Source organism: Cocleimonas flava, assembly GCF_004339015.1.
Classification (GTDB): domain Bacteria; phylum Pseudomonadota; class Gammaproteobacteria; order Thiotrichales; family Thiotrichaceae; genus Cocleimonas; species Cocleimonas flava.
The window spans coordinates 725,016-750,399 of the sequence record NZ_SMFQ01000004.1 but is presented as its reverse complement, the minus strand read 5'-3'; the positions used below and the strand labels follow the sequence as shown (position 1 = coordinate 750,399).

The window sequence follows — 25,384 nt, the reverse complement described above, 5'->3', positions numbered from 1 at the left end:
CTATAAAAAGCCAAAAGCTACATTATAAATTAGGATCATAGTTTCGATAGAAGGTTCAGAATTAAGATTCTATCCGCGCAAAATGTACTTCTCTACGACTTTTGTCATTAACTTTTCCAGCTAACTGCCCGCAAGCGGCGTCGATATCTTCGCCTCTTGTTTTCCTGGTCATCACGATTAGCCCACCGCTTTCCAGTATTTCCCTGAATCTATAAATTCTATTATTAGAAGATCGCTTATAACGCGTTTCGGGGAACGGGTTAAATGGTATCAAATTCACCTTTACAGGTACATCCTTTAATAATTTTATCAACTCTCGTGCGTTTTCGTCGCTGTCATTGACCTTATCTAGCATCACATATTCGATAGTGATTTTTTCTCTAGCTGCTTTACCGTCCATAAAACGTAAACAGGAATCGAGCAATTGTTTGATAGGGTATTTACGGTTTACAGGGACTAGCTGATCACGCAATGCATCATTTGGTGCATGTAATGAAATTGCCAGACTCACATCAACGCGGTCGCGCAGGCGATCAAGAGCGGGCACAACACCAGACGTACTCAAAGTAACACGACGTTTACTTAGTCCGTAGGCATTGTCATCAAGCATTAATTCCATCGCTTTAACGACTTTTTCAAAGTTAAGCAATGGTTCACCCATTCCCATCATCACCACATTACTAATAACGCGGTCAGATTCAGGATCAGGTTGTAGAATTTTCTTGGCTATCCATAATTGACCGATGATTTCACCAACGGTCAAATTACGGTTAAAGCCTTGTCGAGCAGTCGAACAAAATGTGCAGTCAAGTGCACAGCCGACCTGTGAAGAAATACACAGCGTTCCGCGTCCATCTTCAGGAATGAAAACGGTTTCTATACAGTTACCGTCTTCAAGTCTAAGCAACCACTTGTGTGTACCATCTTCTGATTTGTCATCGATGGCTACTTCAGGTGCGCGAATTTCAGAAATATTCTGTAATTCTTCGCGAAGTGCTTTGCTCACATTGCTCATGTCATCAAAGTTATCAACGCCATGCTGATGAATCCATTTGATTATCTGCGTGGCACGAAAAGGCTTTTCTCCTCGCTCGAGGAAAAAGGCTTTTAAGTCTTCTGTATTATAATCCAGAAGGTTGATTTTCTTTGTTGTAGTCATTTTATGTTTTTACTCTAAAATTGCGTTAACAATTTTAAGATTAAATTATTAACGAGTACGTGGGCAGATTTCATCTGCTGAGAAGAAGTAATCAGTTTCGATCTGTGCATTCTCTAAGCTGTCTGAACCATGTACTGCATTCTCGTCAATGCTTTGAGCGAAATCAGCACGGATAGTTCCAGCGTCTGCTTCAGCAGGGTTAGTAGCACCCATAAGCTCACGGTTTTTGCTCACTGCATCTTCGCCTTCAAGAACCTGAATCATTACAGGACCTGAAGTCATGAACTCAACTAGATCACCAAAGAAAGGACGCTCTTTGTGTACTGCGTAAAAACCTTCTGCGTCAGCTTTAGAAAGGTGCTTCATTTTAGCTGCAATGATTTTAAGTCCGCCTTTTTCAAAGCGAGAATAGATTTCACCGATAACGTCTTTACCGACTGCATCAGGTTTGATGATAGAAATAGTGCGTTCAATAGCCACGATAGTATACTCCAAAAACGTGTATTCGCGAGTATGCGAATATCATTAAAATAAGACTCACCACGGATATTCCAGAGATGAGGGTCAAAACCGCGCTATTGTACTGTTGTGATGGGTATCAGTAAAGGGTGCTGTCCATTATTAAAGTGATAAAATTAAGGGCTTTTTAAGGTTAAAAATAAATAAAGTATTTGGTTTACACACTCTGCGCGGTTATATTTTCTTTTTTATTTACTATTACACGGCAAAACACATGGCAGACGATCAATTAAACGAACAAGAAAGCAAAGAATTCTACGCAATGGCAGATACATTTATCGATGTGGCGAATGGACATTGTGATAAAAAAGAAACCAATCATGTAGGTTCAGCAATGCTTTTTGCGACTGCTAGATTCAGCTCCTTTGTGGTTGCATCACAATCACCAGACAAAGATGCGTACGAAGCAGAAATAGAAAATGCTACGGAATTTTTCAGCAACGAATTTAAACGCATGCTGACTCAGAATCTTGAAGATTATAAAACCGCATTTAAAGCGCAGGAAGATGAAGCTCGTTATGAGCACCTAATGAAAAAAGATTAAAAAAGGTAACAAGGTAAAACAAACAGTCTAAAAAACTGCCCCAAAGTAGGGAGGTGTGTTTAAACCGTTAATTTAAGCAGGACGATGTAATAGATTGAAACTTGAAGAAATCATCGATTTAAATCGTTATCTGATTATGGACGACGCCTTCAAAGAGCAATCGCGTCAAAGGGTGGCTAATAAAGGTGCCTTAGCGATGCCTGGCTTTTTAACTGAAGCGGCATTAAACGCAATCCGTGAAGAAGGTGAGCAGAAACAAGATCAGGCTTTTTTCAGTCGTCAGTTGCACAATGTTTATCTGACCGAGAAGAATCCTGAGTATCCTGATGATCACGCATTTAATCGTCAGGTAGAATCTTCTAAAGGCTGTATTACGGATGATATTGTGGGTAAAGAGTCTAAACTTCGTGTGTTGTATAACTCGACGCTCTTCAAAGATTTTTTGAGTTATGTGTTTGGCGAAGATGCCCTTTACCCTTACGCCGATCCTCTCTCTTCGATTAATTTACATTACGCAAAGACTGGTCAGGAATTGGGGTGGCATTTCGATAATTCGTCATTTGCCATTACCCTCATGATTCAGCCCACTGAAAAAGGTGGGCAGTTTGAATACATCAAAGAAGTGCGAGACGCGGACGCGGGCGAGATGAATTTCGATGCAGTGAATGATGTGCTTGATGGGAAAGTAACACCGAAACAATTATCGATGGATGCTGGCGCTCTAGTTTTATTCAGAGGGCGTAATGCAATACATCGTGTGACACCCAATGAAGGTGAGCGCACTCGAATGTTGGTTGTTTTGGCGTATAACTCGCAGCCTAATATTGCCTTGTCAGAATCTGCACGAATGACGTTTTATGGAAAATTGGTCGAATAAGTTAATGTGTTGTGTTTTCAGCCCTGATTGGCCGGGCTGAATGTTTCATCCGCCTTCCAGATACGATATTTGACTAACTGCCCTTTCGGCACATAAATCACAATCGGCAAGCGGCTATTGTAATCGATGGTTAATGGTTGGCCCGATACGAAAGTCTGTAACGATTGCGTACCTGCGGGAACCCCCATCATAGTGCTCATACCCACATCTTTACCTGTTACTTCGTAATACGTATAACCCCAGCCTTTTAATGGGCGAGATTCGATACGAGTTCCAAGGCGAACTCGGTTCACGCCATCTGTCATCATCATTTTTCCTGGCAGTAACTCAACTTTGAATGCGTTTTCTTCGCCACGTTCTTTATGCGGTAAGGAAATCACAAATCGTTCCATACCGGCGGCTGCAGCAGGAAATGCCTTGAGTTCTTTGTGGGTATTGTTTTGTGATGAGTCTTGAGACATTGCTGGCGAAACCGTAAGCATTAGACTAATAAATATCAGAGCACTTAAAATCAGACTGTTTTTCATGGTAGTTTTGGCTGTATTTTATAAAATAAGTTCAACGTGTCTTTACGACGCTAAGTCAAAATTATCAGGCTAAAAATCTACTCCTTAATCATGCCCCATAGCACCTTCAGTGCAGCACCACTATCACCACGTTCGTTATAGAACTCGACATGTTGAGTAGGTTTGGCATTGGGTGATAGTTCGATCCCCCATAAAGGAATGATTTGATGCGGTAATAGTGAGTAACGTATGTCGACAACACGATGAGGATTTTGTTTATCTAAAGCTATATATCCATTTGAGAACCAACGAAATCGCTCGATATCTTTTCGTTGTTGCGATGATTTGTCTAACCATGGTAAATCTCTATCGATATCCAGCTTTTCTACTGTATCTCCTTCCCAGATTTTTACTTTTGTGAGACCTATTTTAATCGCATCCACATGATAGCTGTCGTTTGTTTCAGTGATGATTTTCCAGATGAGTATATTGGCAAAGCTGGGTTTTGCTTCAATACTCAACGTATCTAGTCCACGAGTTGCAGCGAGTTTTTTGCCTTCTTCTAACGCACGTGCGTGTTGATAAGTCGATATACCAAAATAAAGACCTATCCAGATGAGGCCGAAAAGGACATAACGACGCGCTTTTCTTCTCGCTGCAATGATTACCATGGCCAATAGGGGCAAAGTAACCAATGGGTCGATTACGGAAATTACATCCCAGGAAAAACGCTTGTCCGTCAAAGGCCAGAGTAATTGTGTGCCGTAACTGGTACAGCCATCTAATAAGCCATGTGTTGCATAGCCAATGATGCACCAGATAAGGGTTTGCCAAAAAGTGATGCCAAAACGACGCCCTAATAAGGGATGGAGAAATAAGCTACAAATTAATCCGCCGATGGGAATAAAGAGTAAAGAATGGGTGAAATGACGATGGTATTCTATGGCTAACAGTGAATCTTCGGATGAGCGAATCAGAATATCTAAATCAGGCGCCATGCCAGCAAGTCCGCCAATAATAGCGGCTTTGGCGATGTGTTTAACATTGCCCTGAGTTTGTGCAAAGACTGCTCCAAAGGCGCCTTGAGTAATTGGATCCATAGAATTCCTAATATCTGCGCCATAAAGCGTGTGTTTTTGGCAATCGTTGTAATGTTGAATAGTGAATTAAGGCTGAGTTTTTATCAACATAAAGTGGATAACTATTTGGTGATTACTTTGTAATCGTTATTGCTTATGCCACCCCCCACCTTTGGGGCACTTTTTACAGATATTAGTGAAAAATGAATGAGCGAGAGGCAAAACGATCAGCGTTCAATTCATCATTTTGATCGTAGCGCTTTCTTGAAAACGCACCTCTTAAGCTGATAGCTTTTGCATGATTTCTATTGCTATAGTAGTTGTTCGTGAGGCATCGGATTTGATGTGGATCTCGTATAAGCATAAATTCATCGTGTTTTAAAATCACGTGTAAACAAGTGCCTATCTACACAATGTTTACACGCAGATTCAATTCGTATTTATTTCGTATGTATATAAAAGGGAGCTACCATTAAAACGATTCTTTTTACGGTCTTAGCGCTTTTAGCCTTTGCCGGAAACTCTGTTTTGTGCAGACTCGCTTTGAAAGGTGATGTCATTGATGCGGCCAGTTTCACTGCGATAAGACTGTTCTCCGGAATCGTATTTCTAATGCTTTTAGTCGCCATCCAGACAAAAGGAAAAGTGAACCTTAAAAAGGGCAGTTGGTTATCTGCTTTTCTTTTGTTTTTATATGGAATCACTTTCTCGTATGCCTACATTTCATTAGATACGGGAACAGGTGCGTTGATTTTATTCGGCGTGGTTCAGGTCACTATGATTTTGACAGGTTTATTGCAGGGTAAGAGCCTGATTCCGATAGAGTGGATAGGTCTATGTTTGGCGTTTTCCGGATTGGTTTTGTTTTTGGTTCCAGGAGCCTCAGCGCCATCCTTAAGTGGTTTTGGGTTGATGACATTGTCAGGCATCGCCTGGGCGTTTTATACACTAGCCGGCAGAGGATCCCAGAATCCCTTGTTAGATACGACGAATAACTTTTTAAGAACCTTGCCCTTTATATTACTGCTGATCCTTTTCACTGTTGATAAAGCCCAGCTATCCAGCCAAGGTGTGTTGTTGGCAATACTTTCTGGCAGTGTAACGTCTGGATTAGGCTATGCCATTTGGTATTCTGCTCTTTCAGGGTTAGCCATTACAAAGGCTGCGATTATTCAGTTGTCAGTGCCCATAATCGCGGCGATAGGTGGTGTCATTTTCGTTAGCGAAGAGATCACTACTATATTGATAGTTTCATCATTGCTGGTACTGGGTGGGATTTTGGTGGTTATTCTTGGTAAGAATATTGGCAAGAGGATTGGTAAGAACATTGATTAGATCTACTCAAGATATTGAGCAGATCAGGATGAAGTATCTTAATCTGACATATCCATTAATATATTAATAGCTAATAAAACGTTTGAAAAAAAGCGCTCCAAAGTAGGGGGGTGGCTTTGGTATTAAAAGAACTAAAAGTATTAAAGCTTGGTGTATTGCTGGACCGAACTGACTGTTTTAGCAAATGCAACGTCTTCGCCTTTTTTAAGGCGTGCGATCAAGTCATGTAAACCCTTGGCACCAACTCCTTTATACCAGTTTTCCATTGCCTGTCTGGCGATATTATAAACGGGTTTCTCATCGCGAACTGCATCTAGCCATTGGTCGTGAGTTTTTAGTTTATTCAAAGGCATTGTCGGGACTGTTTTAGCGTATTTCGGGTTTTTGCAAATCAATACGGCTAAACCTTCATCAAACCACATCGGTACTTTATTCCAGTGAGATTTGCCTAAGCGTTTGTTGAACTCGGCATGTGCAAGCTCATGGGTGATGGTGGTTTTATTCTGCCCTTTGTTGGATAGAAAAACCGTATCATCATTAATGGTCTTGGCATTTGCATACACGCCGCCAAATTTTTTGAAGCACTTTCTTGTCGAGCAGGCGTATATCTTGGGCGATGACTCTGTGCCACCAAAAAAGGTATGAATACTTTCTTTGGATTGTTTGATGTTAGATAAAAGTTGTTCTCTTTGATGGGTTGACATCTTAGGGTCAACGTAGATATTTGGGGCAATACGCATCATGCCAATGCTAAAGTGATTGGCATTGGAGCTTGTCTTGGGTTTAGGATTCTTGTTGCTAACCTTGATGGGGGCATGGCTACAGGCAGAAAGAAAACTTAACGATATTGTTAAGAACGTTACAACTTTTATCATGGTTGGAATTACTTTTTCCAATGGTAAGTATTTGATTATCATAATATAGAGGTTTTAGTTTAAGCAAATAAAATAAAATTATATGTGTTTGGTTTGCTTTTCTATTTAGATATCGGTTTTTTTTGTTAGTGTTTTTAGGGTATCACCGGGCTTTATTAGAGTTTGATCAGAGTTGAATAAGAGTTGGATAAGAGTTTGATCAGAAATTAAACGTGAAAAATGGCTCATAAGTAGGGGGGTGTGTTTTAATAAAAACCTATAGTAATGACCTTATTTTAAATTTGTATGACAAAACAATTTTTAAAACGACAAAACATTTTTAAACGACAACACCCTAAATAACCCGATAACTTTTATAGCCTGAAAAACCATGTTAAATATTACTACGCCACAAATAATGGGAATCCTCAATGTTACGCCAGATAGTTTTTCTGATGGTGGGCAGAACTATCAAACAGAAGTGGCGATTAAACGCGCATTTGAAATGATGAAAGAAGGCGCTACGATTATTGATATTGGCGGTGAGTCGACTCGCCCTGGTGCGGATGAAGTGTCTGCCGATGAACAAATTGCCAGAGTGGTTCCCGTCATCGAAGGCATTCGTCAGCAAGATAAAGATATCACCATAAGTGTTGATACCACGTCTAATAAAGTGGCGGAAGTCGCGATTGATGCCGGCGCAAACTGGATCAATGATATTTCCGCTGGTGAAGATTCGGTAAGCGCCGATGGTTCTGAGGAAATTCTTAGATTAGCCGCGGATAAGAAAGTACCAATTGTGTTAATGCATCGTCAGGGCAAATCGAAAACCATGCAGGATGCTCCTTTTTACGAAGATGTGTGTGCTGAGGTTAACCACTATTTGAAAGAGCGTGCGGAACTGGCACAGGCTTCTGGTGTTCCTAAAGATAATATTATTCTCGACCCTGGAATAGGTTTTGGCAAGTTACTGGAACACAATCTGGCTTTACTGGCTAATTTGGAATCGTTAGTTAATCTGGGATATCCGATATTGTTAGGAACCAGCCGCAAACGCTTTATTGGCGAAATTATCGGCGCAGGGAATGGCGATAAACAAGGGAAAAAAAATCCTGAGCAGCGTGTTGCAGGTACTTGTGCAACAACAGTATTAGGAGTTCAGGCAGGTGTTCTTGTATTTAGGGTGCATGATGTCATTGAAAATAAACAAGCTTTGGATGTCGCGTGGCGAATTAAAAACAGCTAATAGTATTAAGTAATTAAATTCAATAATAAATACTTATTCGACAAGTTTTGTTGTTCGCCTGTAGTATTCATTTAAATAGAGCGAACGCTCGCTTTTTATTTTTATCCGAATTTTGTGTAAATATTTAACGGTCATTAACACTCAACACTCCATAACCTCTACATAACCACCACATAAGCACTAAAGGTATCGCATGAAAGAAGATGATCGAATTTCTCAAGTATTGTCATTCTGGTATAGCGATGAGATGAAAAAGCAATGGTTTTCATCTACCCCCGAATTGGATACGCATATAAGGATGAAATTTGAATCTCTTTGGGAGGAGGGGGCAAATCATCAACTGGATTCATGGAAGGATAGTGCGGATGGCTGTTTAGCTTTGTGTATTGTTCTGGATCAATTTCCTTTGAATATGTTTAGAGGAGAAGCAAAATCCTTCTCGACAGAACAACAGGCTGTGACTGTTACAAAGCATGCCATTGAACATGGGTTTGATGATGAAATTGACAATAGTCAGCTGTCGTTTTTGTACATGCCTCTTATGCACAGTGAAAACCTGAGTGATCAGGATTTATCCGTCGAATGTTTTAAACGAAGGAAGCTAGATGGCAATACGCGTTTTGCTGAGCACCATAGAGGACTCATTGTTAAATTCGGGAGATTCCCACATCGAAATACGATTTTAGGCCGACAAAGTACTGCGCAAGAAATCGAATATTTACAATCTGATAAGGCTTTTAATGGTTAGTTTTTAACCATTTTCTACTATACTAATTAATAAAGAATCGTTCATAAGTAACTTACTTTATGAGATTTTTGAGGAGCAACCTTGGAAACAACACATCAGCAAACCTTAAAACCTTCAAACGTATCTGGGCATCGCGTTATTCAACTCTGGAATAAGTTGGGCCATAACAAAGCAGGTCGCTTTCTCTATAATATTCTTCTGGGTCGTGCTGTACCTTATACGGGATCTATCGGCGCTCAGGTGTTAACGCTTGAACCGGGTTATGTAAAAGTTGCACTTAAGGATAGAAGAGCCGTTCGAAATCATTTGAAAAGTATTCACGCAATAGCATTGGCGAATTTAGGTGAAATGGCCAGTGGGTTGGCAATGATGTCGTGTATTTCAACATCAACCAAAGCCATAGTGGTTAACTTGGAAATTGAATATGTCAAGAAAGCTCGTGGTCGTTTGATTGCAGAAGGGCACGCTAATCCACCTGCTAATGTCACCGAGAAAACCACCACAATCGTTGATGCGGTGATAAAAGATGCTGACGGAGATGTGGTATCACGTTTGAAAGTACATTGGTTACTTTCCCCCGCAACCGAGAGTAAGTTGACAAAATGAGCCTGGCTTCTGTAACAGACATAACTACTTCAACAAAAATAAACTCGGGGCATTCTCCTATGAAGACAGCATTTACCGAACATGCAAAAGTTGAAGTTCCACTCATTTGCGGACCTATGTACCCTTGTTCGAATTTAGAATTGGTGGCAGCTGTATCAAAAGCAGGTGGATTGGGAGTGGTGCAGCCGGTATCGCTTACCTTTGTCCATAAGCAGGACTTCAGACAAGCCCTTCGGGATATCAAAGCAATTACCGATAATCCAATCGGTATGAATGCGTTGATTGAAAAATCATCAAAACGCTACCATGATAAAATGGTGGAGTGGGTCGATATCGCTTTGGAAGAAGGCGTACGCTTTTTTATCACGTCTTTAGGTAATCCAAAATGGGTGGTTGATGCCGTAGAGCCACACGGTGGTATTGTTTACCACGATGTGACTGAAAAAAAATGGGCGCAAAAAGGTATTGATGGCGGCGCGCATGGTTTGATCGCGGTGAATAACCGGGCAGGCGGACATGCCGGTGCGAAAAGCAAGCAACAGTTGCTGGATGAGTTACAGGGGTTCAATGTACCCATTGTATGCGCTGGCGGGATAGGAAACGAACAACAATATGTCGAAGCAATGGACATGGGTTTTGCGGCGTGTCAGTTAGGTACTCGCTTTATTGCAACTAAAGAGTGCACTAGTAGCGTACCTTATAAAGAAGCAATCGTTAAAGCTGATGAAGATGATATTGTATTGAGTGAACGCATTACAGGCGTTCCTGTTTCAATCATCAATACGGACTTAATTCAGTCTCAGGGCACAAAGCCAGGGAAGTTTGCTAGCTGGTTATTGAAACATCCCAAAGGTAAGCACTGGATGAGAATGTTTTATACTATTCGGGCAGCGTTTAAATTACGTAAGTCTTCGATGGATGAAACGGGTAAACAGGAATACTGGCAAGCCGGAAAAAGCGTGGCAGGTATAAATGAGATAGAACCTGCGGGAGATATTGTTGAACGTTTTAAACAAGCATTAATTAAACGTTAATCAAAACATCGATAAAGACATAGATAAAGAAGGAATAAGCGTAAACCGAATTTTAAACAATTATTGCTATCCATCTGAAAAACCAAAAAAATTAGAGAATTAGAGCTATATTAAAGACATAGACAGTTTGAGTGAGTTATCAGACTACATAGTTTCATATAGTTACATAGTTACATAGTTACATAGTTACATAGTTACATAGTTACATAGTTACAAAATAACGATTAAAAAATAAAAAGACAGATAGAACAATTACCAAGGAGATATTTAGTGGAAAAGGTATGGTTGAAAAGTTACCCGGAATGGGTTCCAGAGTTCATAGATACGAATGAGTATAAATCGTTAGGGGATTTATTCGAAAAGTCGATTAATCAATTTCGCGATAGACCTGCTTATTCCAATCTCGGTACAACTATCTCGTATGATGAACTTGACCAGCAAACCCGAGATTTTGCTGCATATCTGACCAATGTACGTGGTTTGAAGAAAGGCGATCGTATTGCGATTATGATGCCGAATCTTATCCAGTATCCTATTGTTTTATTCGCGGCGTTACGTGCTGGGTTAATCGTGGTTAATACGAATCCGCTATACACGGACCGTGAGCTAGAGCATCAGCTAAAAGATTCCGATGCTACTGCGATCGTGATTCTGGAAAACTTTGCGCATACTTTAGAAGAAGTTATCCAGCATACCAATATTAAAACCGTTATCACCACCAAGATAGGTGATATGGCGCCTTTCCCTAAATCACTGCTGGTAAATTTTGTAGTGAAATATGTGAAGAAAATGGTGCCTTCTTTCAGTTTACCAATGGCAATAAGCTTTAAAACAGCGCTTGCTGAAGGTAAAGGTAAGCCGTTTACGGAAGCAGAAGTTAGTCATGATGATGTCGCCTTTCTCCAATATACTGGCGGCACTACAGGAGTCGCAAAAGGTGCTGCATTAACGCATGAGAATATGATTGCGAACTTGCTTCAGGCATATCACTGGGCGTCTAAAGATTTAATCGATGGCCAGGAAACATTTATCACTGCCTTGCCGCTTTATCATATCTTCTCGTTAACTGCGAATGCGATGTTTGCGTTAAAAATTGGTGCAAAAAGTGTATTAATAACTAATCCAAGGGATATGCCGGGTTTTGTAAAAGAGCTATCTAAGGAAAAGTTCTCGTTTGTGACAGGGGTAAATACACTCTTTAATGGCCTGTTAAACACCCCAGGGTTTGACCAGTTAGACTTTTCAAACCTAAAACTGGTTTTAGGTGGTGGTATGGCAGTACAAGAATATACCGCTAAAAAATGGAAAGAAGTTACTGGGCATGTTCTTGTAGAAGCTTATGGTCTTACCGAGACTTCTCCAGCGGCTACCATTAATCCGCTCGATATTGATGGTTTTACCGGAAGCATTGGTTTACCTATATCTTCGACCGAGATTAGTATTCGTGATGAAAGCGGCAAGGAACTTGGTTTTGGTGAGGCGGGTGAGTTGTGTATCCGTGGACCTCAAGTCATGCAAGGTTACTGGAACAGACCGAAAGAAACAGACAATGTGTTGAGTAAAGATGGCTGGTTAAAAACAGGTGATGTTGCTGTCGTTTCTGAGAATGGCATGGTAAAACTGGTTGATCGTTTAAAAGATTTAATCATCGTCTCAGGCTTTAATGTATATCCAAATGAGATAGAAAACGTCGTAGCCTTACATCCAAAAGTACTCGAAGTAGGGGCGATTGGTGTTGAACATGCAAAATCAGGTGAAGCGGTTAAAATATTTGTCGTTAAAAGTGATGAAAGCCTGACTGAAAAAGAACTTCAAGATTATTGCCACGAAGAAATGACAGGATATAAATGTCCTAAGTACATTGAATTTGTTTCTGATTTACCTAAAAGTAACGTAGGTAAAGTGTTACGTAAAGATTTGCGAAAACTAAACGAAGCAAATGAAGCATAATTGAGTCTTTAGAAGTAGTAATTGAAGAGTAATTGATAGAAAACCAATAACCGGTTTATCTATTCATACCTTGATCATTTTGAGATTCTAATCTTAAGCTTAAAAAAATGCCCCAAAGTAGGGGGGGTGTATTTGGTTTGTTTCTATACTAATCAGTGTAATAGAAATTATTTTGCATGCTATGTATCCGACTAACAGTAATGACTACAGAATAGTTTTATGAGAAAATAGAGTAATAATTAGGCAAATCGTTATATTTGCGAAGGATTTGCTGGGCTTAATTATTTTTTTAATTTTGGAAAATACTAATAATGAAAAAAACAAAAGAAATCCGTAAAGCTGTCATTCCTGTCGCTGGTCTAGGTACACGTATGTTGCCAGCTACAAAAGCAATTCCTAAGGAAATGTTACCTGTCGTTGATAAACCAATGATTCAATACATCGTTAATGAATGTATTGCTGCCGGTATCACTGAAATTGTATTGGTAACGCATTCTAGTAAGAATGCCATCGAAAACCATTTTGATACGAGTTATGAGCTAGAGTCTACGCTTGAAAAGCGTGTGAAACGTTCATTGCTTGATGAAGTAAGATCTATTTGCCCTGAACATGTAACGATTATGCATGTAAGACAAGGCGTTGCTAAAGGTCTTGGGCATGCCGTTTTGTGTGCTAAACCGCTTATCGGTGATAACCCTTTCGCGGTTGTATTACCTGATGTTTTGATCGATGAAGCGAGCAGTGATCTGTCGACTGAAAATATGGCGGAAATGCTCAGATTATTTGATGAAAATGGCGAAAGCCAGATTATGGTCGAACCTGTTCCTATGGAATTGGTTAGCAGCTACGGTGTAGCCGATTGTAATGGGCATGAAATTTCTGCAGGCAAATCAGCGAAAATGACACAGGTTGTTGAAAAACCTCCAGTGGATCAGGCGCCATCTAATCTTGCTGTTGTTGGTCGATATGTTTTACCTGCTACTATTTGGGATTTATTAGCACATACACCCGCAGGTGCTGGAGACGAAATCCAGTTAACGGATGCTATTGCGATGTTAATGGATAAAGAAACAGTAAATGCTTTCCATATGACAGGTAAAAGTCATGACTGTGGATCTAAGCTGGGTTATATGATGGCTAATGTTGAATATGGTCTACGTCATCCAGAAATTGGTGATAGATTTAAAGCGTATTTGAAGACTATAAAATAATCTATAGCTGATCTATCAGTGGTCTAACATTGATAGTTCACTCGCCTATTACTCAAGATATACCGTCTATTAAGACGCGTAAAATAATTCTTTAAAAGTACTGCTGTAAGTCTAATAAATAGACTTACAGCAGTCACTTATCTCACTCTTCTGCAGTATTTTTAATTAGGTTTTTTACAGTATAAATTACGTAAATACCTAATTTTTCTATGATTTTAATTTCTTGATTATCCGTTAATTGCTGACATCTCAAATACTTTCTCTGCAAAAGTATTAGGCGCTATTTGTTACCGTTCTATTAAAAACTACCTATTAAATGGTACATGCTACCAATTATCTCAACTCCATTTGGTTAATCTTTGATCAGTTTTAGAATATTCGCATAACAAAAATAATTTATTTAATTTCTAACAAATATAAGAATTATTATGATCTATGTAACCAAAATATACATGCCTGATAGGGAAAAGTTTAAGTCATATATCGATGGTATCTATGAAAGCGGATGGCTAACGAATAATGGTCCTTTAGTTCAAGAACTCGAGAAAAAGCTCGAAGATTTCCTTGGAGTAAAAAACTTACTGTGCCTTTCTAGTGGTACTGATGCGCTTCAATTTGCGTATCGTTTACTTGAAGTAGAAGACAAAGAGGTAATAACAACGCCTTTTAGTTTTGTATCTACAGTAAGTGCAATAGCAGCGGAAAGGTTAACACCTGTATTCGCTGATATTGATAAGGATACATACAATATGGATCCTAAAAATATTGAACGATTAATCAATGATAAAACCTGTGCAATCGCACCGTGTCATGTGTTTGGTAACGCTTGTGAGATAGATGAAATTGACGCTATCGCAAAAAAGCATGACCTAAAAGTGATCTACGATGCTTCTCATGCATTTGATGTGGAATACAAGGGTAAACATATTCTGGGATATGGCGATATGTCGATAATCAGTTTCCATGCTACCAAGATGTTCCATACCGTTGAAGGCGGAGCCATCGTTATAAAAGATGATGCACTTTACGAAAAGGCCAAGGTCGTTCGTAATTATGGTATTGATGCGCCCGATTCTGTTTCAATGTTAGGAGTTAACTCTAAGCTTAATGAAGTAGGCGCTGCAATGGGTCTATGCATGCTTGAAGAAGAAGACATCATCCACAAAGAGCGTAAAAAAAGTCACGAATTTTATACACGTAAATTAAGAGAGTTCGTTCAACTGCAAGAAAAGAACCCTTCAGCAGATCAGAGCTATAGTTATTTCCCTGTCGTATTTGATGACGAGAATGAAATGGATCAGGTAAGAACAGCATTGTTTGAAAAGGGCGTGGCAGCTCGTCAATATTTCAAGCCATCTTTAGATACACTACCTTATGTGAATTGTAGTGAAGTCATGGAAAACTCAAGAGATATTGCTAGCCGTATTTTGGTTATCCCAATGCATTCAGGCGTAGAGCCAATGGTTGCCGAAACGATTATTGATACGCTGAGCAATATGCGTACTTACGAGCAGGCTAGCTGAAAGTGTTAGTTGGTAGTAATCAGCCTTATTTGTTTCCGTATATTGGGTATTGGCAGCTAATCAATCTGTCTGACAAATACGTGATATCGGACAGCATGCAATACATCAAAAAAGGTTATGTAAATAGAAACTATATTTTGTTAAACGGCGAGCGCCATAGATTTAGCCTGGAGGTTATGGGCGTTAATGGAACGTCGCTGATTAACGAAGTAAAAGTCGGAAATAATGCCCGTAAAATAATTAGCACGATTAAGCTTAATTATAAAAAGGCACCTCATTTCAATGAGGTATTTCCAATGATTGAAGCACTATTACAAAATCAAGAAAAAAACTTAGCCAGATATTTGGGGCATTCAATTCAAGAGATCGCAAAATACCTTGGAATGAATACCAAGTTTGTCTATTTAAGTGATTTGCAAGGTGAGACAACCTTAAAGGCGCAAGATAGAACCATTGATATTTGTAAAAGGGCAAATGCTGAGAAATACGTTAATGCCATAGGTGGCCAAAGCCTTTATGACAAAGAGTCATTTAAAAAAGAAGGTATGGAATTATCTTTTTTAGAAGTGGCGGATGTTGAATATAAGCAATTTTATAATGACTTTGTCCCTCATTTATCAATCATCGATGTTTTGATGTTCAACTCTAAAGCTGAGGCGAATAAACTGCTAGGTCAGTTTGTTCTTAAATGAATGAGTTCTCAGGAAATAAAATTTGAAATCAAAGAATTATCCATTCTGGAAATCAGTGATTTTTTCAAAGTGCATGATAATGACTACTTCGAGAAACTCAGTGATCGAGTAAATATTAATGAATACAGCGAAAAATTACTAGAAAGCTCCATTCAGTTTACTCTATGGGATAACGTCAACTTGATCGGTCTTTCGCCTTGTTACTTCAATAATGCTGAAGAGAAAATTGGATATATTTCTTCTTTAACGATTAAAGAAGGATTTAGAGGTCGAAAATTAGGATCAAAGTTAATTACCAGGATTAGTGAATACGCAAAAGAGCATGATTTCAATGTAGTGATGGTCAAAATTCATTACTTGAATGAAATGAGTCATAAATTTTATAAAAAAAATGGGTTCACTGACTTCATTGCAGATAAAGAAAATGCCTTTCGATTATTAAGACTTGAAGTAGAGTGATTCAAGTTTTTCATCACACATTATTTTTAAAGCTCCACCTTTAAAGACTATAAAAAACAATATTTTAGGAATACATCCAATGAAAGTATCAGATTATGTGATTCAGTTTTTAGCAGACAATCATATCGATAAAGTCTTTAGCTATATCGGAAAAAACGCGCATTTATGTGATTCTATCGATAAGCATCCAGACATAGAGAATGTCTTTACGATTCATGAGCAGGGGGCAGGATTTGCCGCTGATGCATATGCACGTGTTACGGGAAAAAGTGGAGTGGCAACGGTTACAAGTGGCCCAGGTGCGACTAATTTGCTGACTTGTATAGCAGATTGCTATTTCGATTCAGTGCCCACCCTATTTATCATTGGGGATGTTCCCCCGAGTGAATGTAAAGGCGATAGAAATATCCGCCAGTTCGGATTTCAGGAAACCGATATGGTCGTTCTTTCTGAATCAATAACAAAATATGCCATTCAGATCACTGATTTAAAAGATATGAGATATGAGTTAGAAAAAGCATATTTTATTTCACAGGAAGGTCGAAAAGGTCCTGTGTTAGTCAGTATTCCAGAGAATTTACAGTTCTTAACTGACTTTAACCCAGAAGAGATTGAATCATTTTTTGGTAGCGATGAGCATAAAGAGCTACTAGAGAAAAATGCGGTTAATGCTAAATTAGCGGCTGATATAGAAAAGACAGTTAAGTTAATCAGTCAAGCAGAAAGACCGGTCGTTTTAGTAGGTGGTGGAGTCCGACTTGCTGGTGCAGAAGCTGAATTAATGAAGTTTCTTGAAGCGACTCAAATTCCGATGGTTTACTCCTTAATGGGTAAAGATTCTATTAGTAGTGAGTACAAATATAATTTGGGTTTCTTGGGTAATTTCGGAACACGTCACGCAAACTTAACAATCGCAAATTCTGATTTATTAATAGTGCTTGGATCTCGTTTAGATAACTTGCAAACAGGTAGAAAAATTGAAACGTTTGCGCGCGAAGCTCAGAAGGTTCAAGTCGATATAGATGCTAATGAATTAGGTATCAGGGTCGATATGGATTTATTGATAAAGGAAGATGTGCGTGAATTCCTCTATCAATTGAATCTCAGAAAGTATTCAAATGAAATCGACTTTTGGCATGAGAAGGTCCTAAGCTACAAAGCTCAATACCCAGCAGAATACAATAATGATAAAACTGATAGATTGGGTAACCAGATCGTTTACCAAATTTCTAAACATTTAGAAGATGATGATTGTATTTGTGTCGATGTAGGCGAGCACCAAATGCTGGTTGCGCAATCACTTAAACCTAAAGCAAAGCAACGTGTTTTGTTCTCTGGTGGTTTTGGCTCGATGGGGTTTGCACTTCCTGCGGCAATTGGCGCAACACTGGCGACAGGAAAAAGAGCGGTTGTCATTACTGGTGATGGTGGTTTCCAAATGAATATTCAGGAATTGGAAATCATAAAAAGACGAAAACTACCAATTAAGATATTCGTGATTAATAACGAAAGTTTACACATGGTTAAACTTCGTCAGGATGCTTATCTAGAAGGAAACTCTGTAGGTTCAATTAATGATTATAGTGTACCTAATTTTAAGAAAATCGGTAAGGCTTATGGCATCAAAAGTCATCAAGTGACTGACATGGAAAAAATTAAAAAGAGAATCGATAAAAGTTTACAAACTGATGAATGTGAAATAATCGATATTCGTGTGCAGGCGGACATTACAACCGTTGAGCCGAGATTAGACTTTAATCGTTCTTTTGAAGATATGAGGCCGTATTTATCCGAAGAAGAAATGAGTGATCAAATGGTCATAGAGCCAAGCAAAGTTAGCTAGTGAAAAACAAAAGGTGAATTTGTCGATATAATCGTCTATTCGCCTTAGGAAAAAATAGTGAGCGATCTAAAAACAAAAGGGCTAAAGGCATTTATCTGGGATTTACTTGGAAATCTGGGTACACATGCGTCTAGCCTGATCGTCACTATATTCCTTGCACGGCTACTGGAGCCAAGTGACTTCGGCTTGATTGCCATCATTATGGTTATTGTTTCCGTTGCAACCATCTTTTCAGATGTGGGTTTGGGTGGAGCTTTAATTCAGCGATCAAAACTACTACCCATACATTATTCATCCGTTTTCTTTTTCAATATTACAGCGGGATTTTTACTTACCTTACTGACGTATTTATCTGCTGGTCAGATAGCTACATTCTATAACAATCCAGAACTGCTACCTTTGATACAGGTGATGTCATCGCTGTTTATTATTAGTGCTTTCCATGCCGTGCAAAGCGTTATTTTAAGAAAAGAACTGAATTACGAATTACTCACAAAAGTTAACTTGATAGCTTCAGTACTGAGTGGTGTTATCGGTGTTCTGCTCGCGTTTTGGGGAGCAGGGGTATGGAGTTTAGTCGCTCAACTAATATCAAGAGAAGTGTTAATCAATATCCTCATTTGGAGTAGAAGTAGCTGGGTTCCTACTTTAGCTTTCTCTTTCAAAGCATTAAAGCAGCTGTGGGGGTATGGAATGAATATGTTCCTCGCAGGGCTTTTGGATACCATCTATGAGAGAGCAGATTACCTGATTATAGGAAAGCTGTTTGCTCCTGCAACCTTAGGTTTCTTTCATCAGGCGAAGCAGTTGAATATGCTAGTGGTAAAGTACTCTGCGGGTAGTTTGATGTCAGTGCTATTTCCTGTTTTGAGTAAAATTCAAAATGATCTGGAACAATTCAGAAGAGTCGTTATTAAATCTACCGGAATAATCAGCTTTGTTACTTTTCTGATTTTAGGTGGCTTGTTCTTGGTGGCAGATGAGTTAATTGTTTTGTTATTGGGCGCCAAATGGGAAGCATCTATCTTCTATTTTAAAATACTGGCTCTCAGTGGTTTTGCCTATCCTATCAGCGCACTCATGGTGAATGTACTTAGTAGTCGCGGTAAATCCAGAGCTTTTCTAAAGCTGGAAATTTATAAAAAAATAATTCAATCAATCACATTCTATGTGTTGTTTGCTTTTGGTATTAAGGCGTTTCTATATAGCTTAATCGTTACTTCAGCTTTGGGAACCTCACTGAATATTTATTTTGCTGCACGCGAATTAGGTTTGTCATTCTTATCTATTGTCCGACCTATTTTGATTCAAACGTTTATCGTTTTTCCTGCTGTTGCTATTACACTGTTCATCAGTTCGCAGTTAGCACTCTCAGACTTTCCTAGTATGCTATTGAAAGGAATAATTTTTGTTGCTTTATATCTGTTATTCAACGGAGTTTTAAAAGTTAAGGCTTTCAAAGATGTTCTAGAACAATTTGATTCTTTACTCACTATATTTAACATTAGAAAAAAAGAAAAACTCACATGATAAATAAAACAGAAAAAGAGATTAGTCAAAACTGGCAAGGGGATGGCATCAAGGTCAGCATTACCTGTGTTGCCTTTAATCATGAGTACTGTATCAGCGAAGCACTGGATAGTTTTCTAATGCAGGAGACAGATTTCCCCTTCGAAATTATCATTAATGATGATGCTTCCACGGATAGAACGGCAGAGATTTTAAAAGAGTATGAAACTGCATTCCCCAACATTGTAAAACCTGTGTATCAAACAGAAAATCAGTTTTCACAGGGCGTAAATACCATGGCAATTCTGTTTCCCAAAATTAAGGGAGAGTATGTTGCATTCTGTGATGGCGATGATTACTGGATAGATAAAGATAAACTAATGATTCAAGTAGAAGAAATGGAAAAGCACCCTGATGTAGATATGTGTTTCCACTCTACTTATAAATTAATCGATAATGTCAGAGAAGACGTTGCCTCTAGACATGCCGATAAAACAAAAGTATTTACACCTCAGGAAGTCATTCTAGGTGGTGGCGTTTTCTGTCCCACAGCATCATTGTTATTTACCAATCGTTTAATTTCTTCTTTACCAAACTGGTTTGAAACGGCAATCCCGGGTGATTTTGTTTCTCAAATAATGGGTGCAGCCAGAGGTGGGGCATTATATTTAGACCGCAGTATGGCGGTATATAGAGTAGGGGTTGAAAGCAGCTGGACAGTTTCTGAAACACTTAAAAGTTCAAAGCGCAGACAGAGTGTTTTGAATAGATTTAAAGAGCAATTAGATTTTATCAATCAATATTTAGACTTCAAGTTTAAGGATGAAATTGGGAAAGTCATACACGATGCTAATCTTGACTTTATTAAAACAAGGACTATCGACGTATCAGTAAGAGAAAGCGTGTATCAACAAAATAAAGAGTCTTTTTCAGTTAAGACAAAAGCATTGTGGTACTTATTGTTTAGAAATCAGCAGTTGCTCAATTCCTTGAAGTTTCTGGTTACACTAAAAGATAAAGTTTTCTTACGGGCTTAATTAAAATCGAAATACTCTTTACAAAAAAAGCGACCATAAAGAGTCGCTTTTTTTATTGCTTGATATATTTTTTATTCGTGTAATTTAAGTCTTTTGCCAATAGTGTAAGACAAGATCAATATTGTTATTTACTCTGTAATGCATAAAAACGTCATAAGTCATGTTGAAGAAAAATACATAATTACTGTAGCTAATCATTTAAACTAACAGGCTTAAAGGACTAGAATAAAAGGATTCTTAATGGATATTGTTTATATTCGTGATTTACGTTTGGATGCTGTGATAGGTATTTATGATTGGGAAAGACGAATACAGCAACAAATTAATGTGAATATCGAAATGGGCTGGGATAATCGCAATGCGGCTCAATCTGATGATATTAAAGACACATTAAACTATAAAGAAGCCGCAAAACTAGTGAAAGACCTTGTTGATAAAAGTGAATTTCAACTAGTAGAGGCGCTTGCAGAACACATTGCTGAATTATTGTTGGATAAAATGAATATTCCCTGGATAAAAGTATCTCTTGGTAAACCCATGGCAGTCACAGATTCTGCAGAAGTGGGTGTTATAATAGAAAGAACTCGAACAACAGGTTAATTCCTTTTGTGTCAGTTAAATTTTTTTAAATGTTAGACCTGATTAAGGTAATGTAAATGGTTGCTGTATATATCGATATTGGGAGCAATATTGATCGAGAAAAGAATATCCAGTCCTGTGTCGATGAATTACAAAGAAAATTTCCTGATATGGTATTTTCCAAGGCGTACGAGAGCGCATCCTTTGGTTTTAAAGGCGATGCTTTTATCAATATATCTGCCGGATTCGAAACAGATTTAAGCTACGCTGATTTAAAAGATTTTCTAAAAAGTATAGAGAATCAACACGCTCGGAAAAGAAGTAAAACCAAATTCATATCCCGTACTTTAGATGTTGATGTACTTCTCTATGGTGATGAAATTTTACGCCCAGATAACGATGTCCCGCGTGCTGAAATACTCAAATTCCCTTTTGTGTTATTCCCTTTGGCAGAGATAGCGGCTGAAACCGTGCATCCAGAACAAAAGAAAACCATTGCTCAACTAGCAAAAGAGTCAGATTTAGATAAAAATAGTCTCACTGAAGTGCCTGATTTTCCAAAACTCAAGATTCAATAAAACCCTCAACAGAAAAGCTGATTCATCATGTCCAAAACAAATCGTAAAAAGACACTCGCCGTTAATGTAGACAATATTCTTATTGGTGGAGATGCGCCAGTAGTAGTGCAGTCAATGACGAATACGGATACAGCTGATGTCGTCCGAACGGTTAAACAGGTTGCTGAATTAGCCAAAGCAGGTTCTGAACTTGTGCGTATTACGGTAAATACCATGGAAGCCGCTGAAGCCGTTCCGGAAATCAGAGAGCGTCTAGACAAAATGGGTTGTGATGTTCCATTGATTGGTGATTTTCATTTTAATGGACACAAACTGCTAAGTGCGGTGCCTGAATGTGCCAAAGCCTTAGCTAAGTACCGTATCAATCCCGGAAATGTGGGTAAAGGTAAACGCGGCGATGAGCAATTCGCACAGATGATTGAGTTCGCGGTTAAATACGATAAAGCGGTGCGTATTGGTGTGAACTGGGGATCATTAGATCAGAAATTATTAGCAAGAATGCTGGACGAAAATCATCAGCTAGATAAACCAAAAGAGCTTTCAGAAGTACAGCATGATGCCTTGATAGAATCAGCATTGAGCAGTGCCGCCAAAGCCGAAGAATATGGTTTACCCGCTAACAAAATTGTTATTTCATGCAAGCTCAGTAGCGCGCAAGAACTTATCAAAGTGTACGAAGAGCTTTCTGACAAGTGTGAATATCCGTTGCACTTGGGCTTAACAGAAGCGGGAATGGGTAGCAAAGGTATTGTCGCATCTACCGCAGCGCTATCTATATTATTACAACAAGGCATAGGGGATACGATACGTATTTCACTAACACCAAAACCGGGTGAAGCGCGCGAAAAAGAGGTGATTGTCGGTCAGCAAATTTTACAGTCACTTGGTCTGCGCTCATTCACGCCTCAAGTTGTTGCGTGCCCGGGTTGTGGTCGCACAACAAGCGATTATTTTCAGCATTTAGCGCAGGATATTCAAACCTATCTACTCGATCAAATGCCAATCTGGAGAGACCAATACCCGGGGGTTGAAGAAATGTCAGTCGCAGTCATGGGGTGTGTGGTTAACGGTCCAGGTGAGAGTAAACAGGCAAATATAGGCATCAGTTTACCCGGTAGTGGTGAAAAGCCAGTCGCTCCCGTTTATGAAGATGGAGAGAAAACGGTGACTTTGAAAGGCGATAGCATTGCAGAGGAATTTCAGCAGATAGTTGAAACCTATGTTCAAAGTCATTACTCCTGATTGCTTCATACTGTTCAAATCAAAGCCTTTAATTCAATTACTTTTAATTCATAGAAAAATATCGTGCTAAATAATATTCGTGTTGTGCTCGTACGCACTTTTCATCCTGGTAATATCGGCTCAGCGGCGCGTGCGATGAAGACAATGGGCTTAAGTGAGCTTTACTTAGTTGCCCCAAAAGATTTCGAAACGCAACAAGCCAGAGATGAAGCGACAAAGATGTCGACAAGTGCTGACGATATTGTGCAAAGCGCAACACAAGTCGATAATTTATTTGATGCAATAAAAGACTGCACGGTTGTTGTTGCGAGTACGGCAAGAACACGCGGTTATGATCTGCCCGTTTTGAATCCTGAAGAAACGGCAGAAAAGCTCTATACAGCCTCAGCCACGAATAAGGTGGCTTTAGTCTTTGGTCCGGAAAGAATGGGACTGGTCAATGAGGATCTTTCCCTGTGTAAATATCGTGCGACTATTCCGACGAATCCTGATTACAGCTCTTTGAATATTGCGGCTGCTGTTCAGACTTTTTGTTACGAAATTTTCAAGCAACACCTGGCTGTTTCAGGGGATGGGGCGCTAAATTCAGACGATAGAAATAAAGCGCCAAAACAATACCCTAATACGCAACAGATGGATTTGTTTTACACGCATCTCGATGAAACATTAACTGAAACGGGATTCATTTTTAAGAAGCACCCCGGTGAAATAATGCAGAAGTTACAGACCTTGTTTAATCGTGCTGAGATGGATGAGACAGAATTGAATATCATGCGTGGCATTCTTGCTTCTATTCAAAAAGAACTTAAAGACTAAAAGCGTTATTCAATAACAAAGTAATATCATTAGAAAAAAGTGCTCCAAAGTAGGGGGGTGACTTGATAATTTCCCAATTACGCTAATAAATAAAACCTTGAATAGACAGCTCTAAATCCTTTAATTAAACTAGCTACCTTGACCATTTAAAGCGCTAGGGGGTTCAGATGAGCTCGGGTTTGATTCGTTCCGTAACCACAGATGATGCAGCTGCAATCTGTGAAATTTATAACTACTATATCGAGAACACCTGTATCTCTTTTGAATACGACCCTGTCTCTGTTGAAGAGATGACTCGTCGCATTAGCACTACTACCGAGTCTTATCCGTGGATAGTCTATGAGCAGCAAGGCAAGATCATTGGCTATGCCTATGCCAATAAATACGCTGTGAGAGAAGCCTATAAGGGCACTTTAGAGGTGACGATTTATACGGAAAATGGAAACGGTGAAAAGGGTCTTGGCACAAAGCTCTATCAGCACCTGTTTGATCTCATCGATAACACCACTTCAGCGCATACCTTGATGTCAATTATCGCTTTGCCAAACGAAGCTAGCGTGAAACTTCATGAAAAATTAGGTTTTGAAAAGGCGGGCCGCTTTAAAGAAGTAGGTTTTAAATTTGATCAATGGGTCGATGTTGGCCATTGGCAGAAGATGCTCTAGTTCATATAACTACATAAACATCCAGTTCTGCACTAGCTCTATTTACCTTGAAAAAAGCCCTCAAAGTAGGGGGGTGACTTAGTAACGTTTAAAGCTAAACCGAAAACGAAAACGTTATTAAAGTGGCGTGATTAATAATTAATTGTGCCGTGTTTCTCGTCGAGCTAGCTACTCATTTATCAGCTTACGAATAACCTCAACCGCACGATCTACTTCGACAGCATGTGGAAGATATTCTCTGATCTTTCCTGTTTTATCCAAAACGAAAATATAGGCTGTGTGATCAACAAGGTAGCTAGCCGCAGTTGTGCCCTCTGCTTTTCGATATTTAACATCATACCGCGCAGCGATTTCATCAATTTTTTCTTTAGTACCCGTTATTCCCACTATTTGAGGGTGAAAGTACTTTGTATAGTCCGCTAGTTTTTGCAGTGTATCGCGATCTGGGTCTACGCTGATAAGTATCCCTTGAACATGTTTAAGCTCATCTTCGTTGAGCTTTTTAAATGCTGCCCCTACCCGAGATAGCGAGGTTGGGCAAACGTCTGGGCAAAATGTATAACCAAAATACAGAAGAGTAACCTTGCCCTTGTAGTCGCTTAAGCTGACATCACCGTTAATACTTTGTAGCGTGAAATCACCGCCAGGTGGATCGATGTATTCACCAGATTTTGGCTTTGGTGCTTCAAAAAAGCTATTCCCAATAACTAAGCCTAATACAAGCGCGATAATAGAAAGTGGGATAAGGGCTTTTGACATAATTGTGTTTCTCT

At 39.1% G+C, this 25,384-nt stretch carries 26 protein-coding genes; 20 read left to right on the top strand and 6 right to left on the bottom strand.

All coding sequences use genetic code 11. The features are described from left to right. Positions 1-61: 61 nt before the first annotated feature. Together rlmN and ndk are read right to left on the bottom strand one after the other, a co-directional pair. A complete protein-coding gene (rlmN, locus tag EV695_RS15120) occupies positions 62-1,159 on the bottom strand; it encodes a dual-specificity RNA methyltransferase RlmN (protein ID WP_131906806.1) in 1,098 nt (365 codons plus the stop codon). 48 nt (positions 1,160-1,207) lie between these two features. Next, a complete protein-coding gene (ndk, locus tag EV695_RS15115) occupies positions 1,208-1,639 on the bottom strand; it encodes a nucleoside-diphosphate kinase (RefSeq protein WP_131906805.1) in 432 nt (143 codons plus the stop codon). A 253-nt stretch (positions 1,640-1,892) separates the two neighbouring features. On the opposite strand from ndk, the gene EV695_RS15110 reads away from it, so the two are divergent. Together EV695_RS15110 and EV695_RS15105 are read left to right on the top strand one after the other, a co-directional pair. Next, the gene (locus EV695_RS15110) at positions 1,893-2,222 is read left to right on the top strand and encodes a DUF3144 domain-containing protein (protein ID WP_131906804.1); all 330 of its coding nucleotides are present in this window, start codon (positions 1,893-1,895) and stop codon (positions 2,220-2,222) included. A gap of 94 nt (positions 2,223-2,316) precedes the next feature. After that, the gene (locus EV695_RS15105) at positions 2,317-3,099 is read left to right on the top strand and encodes a HalD/BesD family halogenase (RefSeq protein ID WP_207907106.1); all 783 of its coding nucleotides are present in this window, start codon (positions 2,317-2,319) and stop codon (positions 3,097-3,099) included. Positions 3,100-3,116: 17 nt separating this feature from the next. Here the strand turns inward: EV695_RS15105 and EV695_RS15100 are convergent, their stop codons facing one another. Together EV695_RS15100 and EV695_RS15095 are read right to left on the bottom strand one after the other, a co-directional pair. Next, the gene (locus tag EV695_RS15100) at positions 3,117-3,626 is read right to left on the bottom strand and encodes an ecotin family protein (RefSeq protein ID WP_131906803.1); all 510 of its coding nucleotides are present in this window, start codon (positions 3,624-3,626) and stop codon (positions 3,117-3,119) included. 77 nt (positions 3,627-3,703) lie between these two features. After that, positions 3,704-4,705 (bottom strand): metal-dependent hydrolase, encoded by a 1,002-nt coding sequence (locus tag EV695_RS15095; RefSeq protein ID WP_131906802.1) that lies wholly within the window; start codon positions 4,703-4,705, stop codon positions 3,704-3,706. Positions 4,706-5,155: 450 nt separating this feature from the next. Between EV695_RS15095 and EV695_RS15090 the strand changes: the two genes are divergently transcribed. Further along, positions 5,156-6,019 carry a DMT family transporter gene (locus tag EV695_RS15090; RefSeq protein WP_131906801.1) on the top strand — a complete coding sequence of 288 codons (864 nt, stop codon included), beginning with the start codon at positions 5,156-5,158 and terminating at the stop codon, positions 6,017-6,019. A 140-nt stretch (positions 6,020-6,159) separates the two neighbouring features. Here the strand turns inward: EV695_RS15090 and EV695_RS15085 are convergent, their stop codons facing one another. Beyond that, complete coding sequence (locus tag EV695_RS15085) at positions 6,160-6,894, bottom strand: hypothetical protein (protein ID WP_131906800.1); 735 nt, start codon at positions 6,892-6,894, stop codon at positions 6,160-6,162. A 370-nt stretch (positions 6,895-7,264) separates the two neighbouring features. Here EV695_RS15085 and folP point away from each other — a divergent pair, with 370 nt between their 5' ends. From folP to EV695_RS15000, 17 genes are all read left to right on the top strand, one after another. Continuing rightward, positions 7,265-8,119 carry a dihydropteroate synthase gene (folP, locus tag EV695_RS15080; protein ID WP_131906799.1) on the top strand — a complete coding sequence of 285 codons (855 nt, stop codon included), beginning with the start codon at positions 7,265-7,267 and terminating at the stop codon, positions 8,117-8,119. Between the two features lie 193 nt (positions 8,120-8,312). Further along, positions 8,313-8,867 (top strand): DUF924 family protein, encoded by a 555-nt coding sequence (locus EV695_RS15075; RefSeq protein ID WP_131906798.1) that lies wholly within the window; start codon positions 8,313-8,315, stop codon positions 8,865-8,867. 81 nt (positions 8,868-8,948) lie between these two features. Then, positions 8,949-9,473, top strand: a complete 525-nt coding sequence (locus EV695_RS15070) for a DUF4442 domain-containing protein (RefSeq protein ID WP_131906797.1) — start codon at positions 8,949-8,951, stop codon at positions 9,471-9,473. A 59-nt stretch (positions 9,474-9,532) separates the two neighbouring features. Further along, on the top strand, positions 9,533-10,507 hold the full coding sequence (locus tag EV695_RS15065) for an NAD(P)H-dependent flavin oxidoreductase (protein ID WP_131906796.1): 975 nt from the start codon (positions 9,533-9,535) through the stop codon (positions 10,505-10,507). 270 nt (positions 10,508-10,777) lie between these two features. Then, positions 10,778-12,457: an AMP-binding protein gene (locus EV695_RS15060; RefSeq protein WP_131906795.1), complete on the top strand. Its 1,680-nt coding sequence runs from the start codon at positions 10,778-10,780 to the stop codon at positions 12,455-12,457. 311 nt (positions 12,458-12,768) lie between these two features. Next, positions 12,769-13,668: a UTP--glucose-1-phosphate uridylyltransferase GalU gene (gene galU, locus EV695_RS15055; protein ID WP_131906794.1), complete on the top strand. Its 900-nt coding sequence runs from the start codon at positions 12,769-12,771 to the stop codon at positions 13,666-13,668. A 428-nt stretch (positions 13,669-14,096) separates the two neighbouring features. Next, positions 14,097-15,191 carry a DegT/DnrJ/EryC1/StrS family aminotransferase gene (locus tag EV695_RS15050; protein WP_131906793.1) on the top strand — a complete coding sequence of 365 codons (1,095 nt, stop codon included), beginning with the start codon at positions 14,097-14,099 and terminating at the stop codon, positions 15,189-15,191. A 2-nt stretch (positions 15,192-15,193) separates the two neighbouring features. Beyond that, positions 15,194-15,883 (top strand): WbqC family protein, encoded by a 690-nt coding sequence (locus EV695_RS15045; protein WP_131906792.1) that lies wholly within the window; start codon positions 15,194-15,196, stop codon positions 15,881-15,883. Continuing rightward, on the top strand, positions 15,884-16,342 hold the full coding sequence (locus tag EV695_RS15040) for a GNAT family N-acetyltransferase (protein ID WP_131906791.1): 459 nt from the start codon (positions 15,884-15,886) through the stop codon (positions 16,340-16,342). Between the two features lie 79 nt (positions 16,343-16,421). Then, positions 16,422-18,185 (top strand): thiamine pyrophosphate-binding protein, encoded by a 1,764-nt coding sequence (locus EV695_RS15035; RefSeq protein WP_131906790.1) that lies wholly within the window; start codon positions 16,422-16,424, stop codon positions 18,183-18,185. Positions 18,186-18,242: 57 nt separating this feature from the next. After that, positions 18,243-19,715: a lipopolysaccharide biosynthesis protein gene (locus tag EV695_RS15030; RefSeq protein WP_165874725.1), complete on the top strand. Its 1,473-nt coding sequence runs from the start codon at positions 18,243-18,245 to the stop codon at positions 19,713-19,715. Continuing rightward, the gene (locus EV695_RS15025; protein ID WP_131906788.1) at positions 19,712-20,731 is read left to right on the top strand and encodes a glycosyltransferase family 2 protein; all 1,020 of its coding nucleotides are present in this window, start codon (positions 19,712-19,714) and stop codon (positions 20,729-20,731) included. The genes EV695_RS15030 and EV695_RS15025 overlap by 4 nt, the downstream gene beginning before the upstream one ends. A gap of 240 nt (positions 20,732-20,971) precedes the next feature. Further along, on the top strand, positions 20,972-21,331 hold the full coding sequence (gene folB / locus EV695_RS15020; protein WP_131906787.1) for a dihydroneopterin aldolase: 360 nt from the start codon (positions 20,972-20,974) through the stop codon (positions 21,329-21,331). A gap of 56 nt (positions 21,332-21,387) precedes the next feature. Continuing rightward, on the top strand, positions 21,388-21,888 hold the full coding sequence (gene folK / locus EV695_RS15015) for a 2-amino-4-hydroxy-6-hydroxymethyldihydropteridine diphosphokinase (protein ID WP_131906786.1): 501 nt from the start codon (positions 21,388-21,390) through the stop codon (positions 21,886-21,888). Positions 21,889-21,915: 27 nt separating this feature from the next. Beyond that, the gene (ispG, locus tag EV695_RS15010; RefSeq protein WP_131906785.1) at positions 21,916-23,130 is read left to right on the top strand and encodes a flavodoxin-dependent (E)-4-hydroxy-3-methylbut-2-enyl-diphosphate synthase; all 1,215 of its coding nucleotides are present in this window, start codon (positions 21,916-21,918) and stop codon (positions 23,128-23,130) included. A 63-nt stretch (positions 23,131-23,193) separates the two neighbouring features. Beyond that, positions 23,194-23,946, top strand: coding sequence for an RNA methyltransferase (locus tag EV695_RS15005; protein ID WP_207907105.1), 753 nt, complete (start codon positions 23,194-23,196; stop codon positions 23,944-23,946). Between the two features lie 167 nt (positions 23,947-24,113). Further along, positions 24,114-24,611 (top strand): GNAT family N-acetyltransferase, encoded by a 498-nt coding sequence (locus EV695_RS15000; RefSeq protein WP_207907104.1) that lies wholly within the window; start codon positions 24,114-24,116, stop codon positions 24,609-24,611. 168 nt (positions 24,612-24,779) lie between these two features. Here the strand turns inward: EV695_RS15000 and EV695_RS14995 are convergent, their stop codons facing one another. Next, complete coding sequence (locus EV695_RS14995; protein ID WP_131906783.1) at positions 24,780-25,370, bottom strand: SCO family protein; 591 nt, start codon at positions 25,368-25,370, stop codon at positions 24,780-24,782. Positions 25,371-25,384: the final 14 nt, after the last annotated feature.

Bases quoted from the DNA above. Each gene is read 5' to 3' on its own strand.
- rlmN (WP_131906806.1), bottom strand. From the start codon at position 1,159: ATGACTACAACAAAGAAAATCAACCTTCTGGATTATAATACAGAAGAC.
- EV695_RS15110 (WP_131906804.1), top strand. From the start codon at position 1,893: ATGGCAGACGATCAATTAAACGAACAAGAAAGCAAAGAATTCTACGCA.
- EV695_RS15100 (WP_131906803.1), bottom strand. From the start codon at position 3,626: ATGAAAAACAGTCTGATTTTAAGTGCTCTGATATTTATTAGTCTAATG.
- EV695_RS15095 (WP_131906802.1), bottom strand. From the start codon at position 4,705: ATGGATCCAATTACTCAAGGCGCCTTTGGAGCAGTCTTTGCACAAACT.
- EV695_RS15085 (WP_131906800.1), bottom strand. From the start codon at position 6,894: ATGATAAAAGTTGTAACGTTCTTAACAATATCGTTAAGTTTTCTTTCT.
- folP (WP_131906799.1), top strand. From the start codon at position 7,265: ATGTTAAATATTACTACGCCACAAATAATGGGAATCCTCAATGTTACG.
- EV695_RS15075 (WP_131906798.1), top strand. From the start codon at position 8,313: ATGAAAGAAGATGATCGAATTTCTCAAGTATTGTCATTCTGGTATAGC.
- EV695_RS15065 (WP_131906796.1), top strand. From the start codon at position 9,533: ATGAAGACAGCATTTACCGAACATGCAAAAGTTGAAGTTCCACTCATT.
- galU (WP_131906794.1), top strand. From the start codon at position 12,769: ATGAAAAAAACAAAAGAAATCCGTAAAGCTGTCATTCCTGTCGCTGGT.
- EV695_RS15050 (WP_131906793.1), top strand. From the start codon at position 14,097: ATGATCTATGTAACCAAAATATACATGCCTGATAGGGAAAAGTTTAAG.
- EV695_RS15040 (WP_131906791.1), top strand. From the start codon at position 15,884: ATGAGTTCTCAGGAAATAAAATTTGAAATCAAAGAATTATCCATTCTG.
- EV695_RS15035 (WP_131906790.1), top strand. From the start codon at position 16,422: ATGAAAGTATCAGATTATGTGATTCAGTTTTTAGCAGACAATCATATC.
- EV695_RS15025 (WP_131906788.1), top strand. From the start codon at position 19,712: ATGATAAATAAAACAGAAAAAGAGATTAGTCAAAACTGGCAAGGGGAT.
- folB (WP_131906787.1), top strand. From the start codon at position 20,972: ATGGATATTGTTTATATTCGTGATTTACGTTTGGATGCTGTGATAGGT.
- folK (WP_131906786.1), top strand. From the start codon at position 21,388: ATGGTTGCTGTATATATCGATATTGGGAGCAATATTGATCGAGAAAAG.
- ispG (WP_131906785.1), top strand. From the start codon at position 21,916: ATGTCCAAAACAAATCGTAAAAAGACACTCGCCGTTAATGTAGACAAT.
- EV695_RS15000 (WP_207907104.1), top strand. From the start codon at position 24,114: ATGAGCTCGGGTTTGATTCGTTCCGTAACCACAGATGATGCAGCTGCA.
- EV695_RS14995 (WP_131906783.1), bottom strand. From the start codon at position 25,370: ATGTCAAAAGCCCTTATCCCACTTTCTATTATCGCGCTTGTATTAGGC.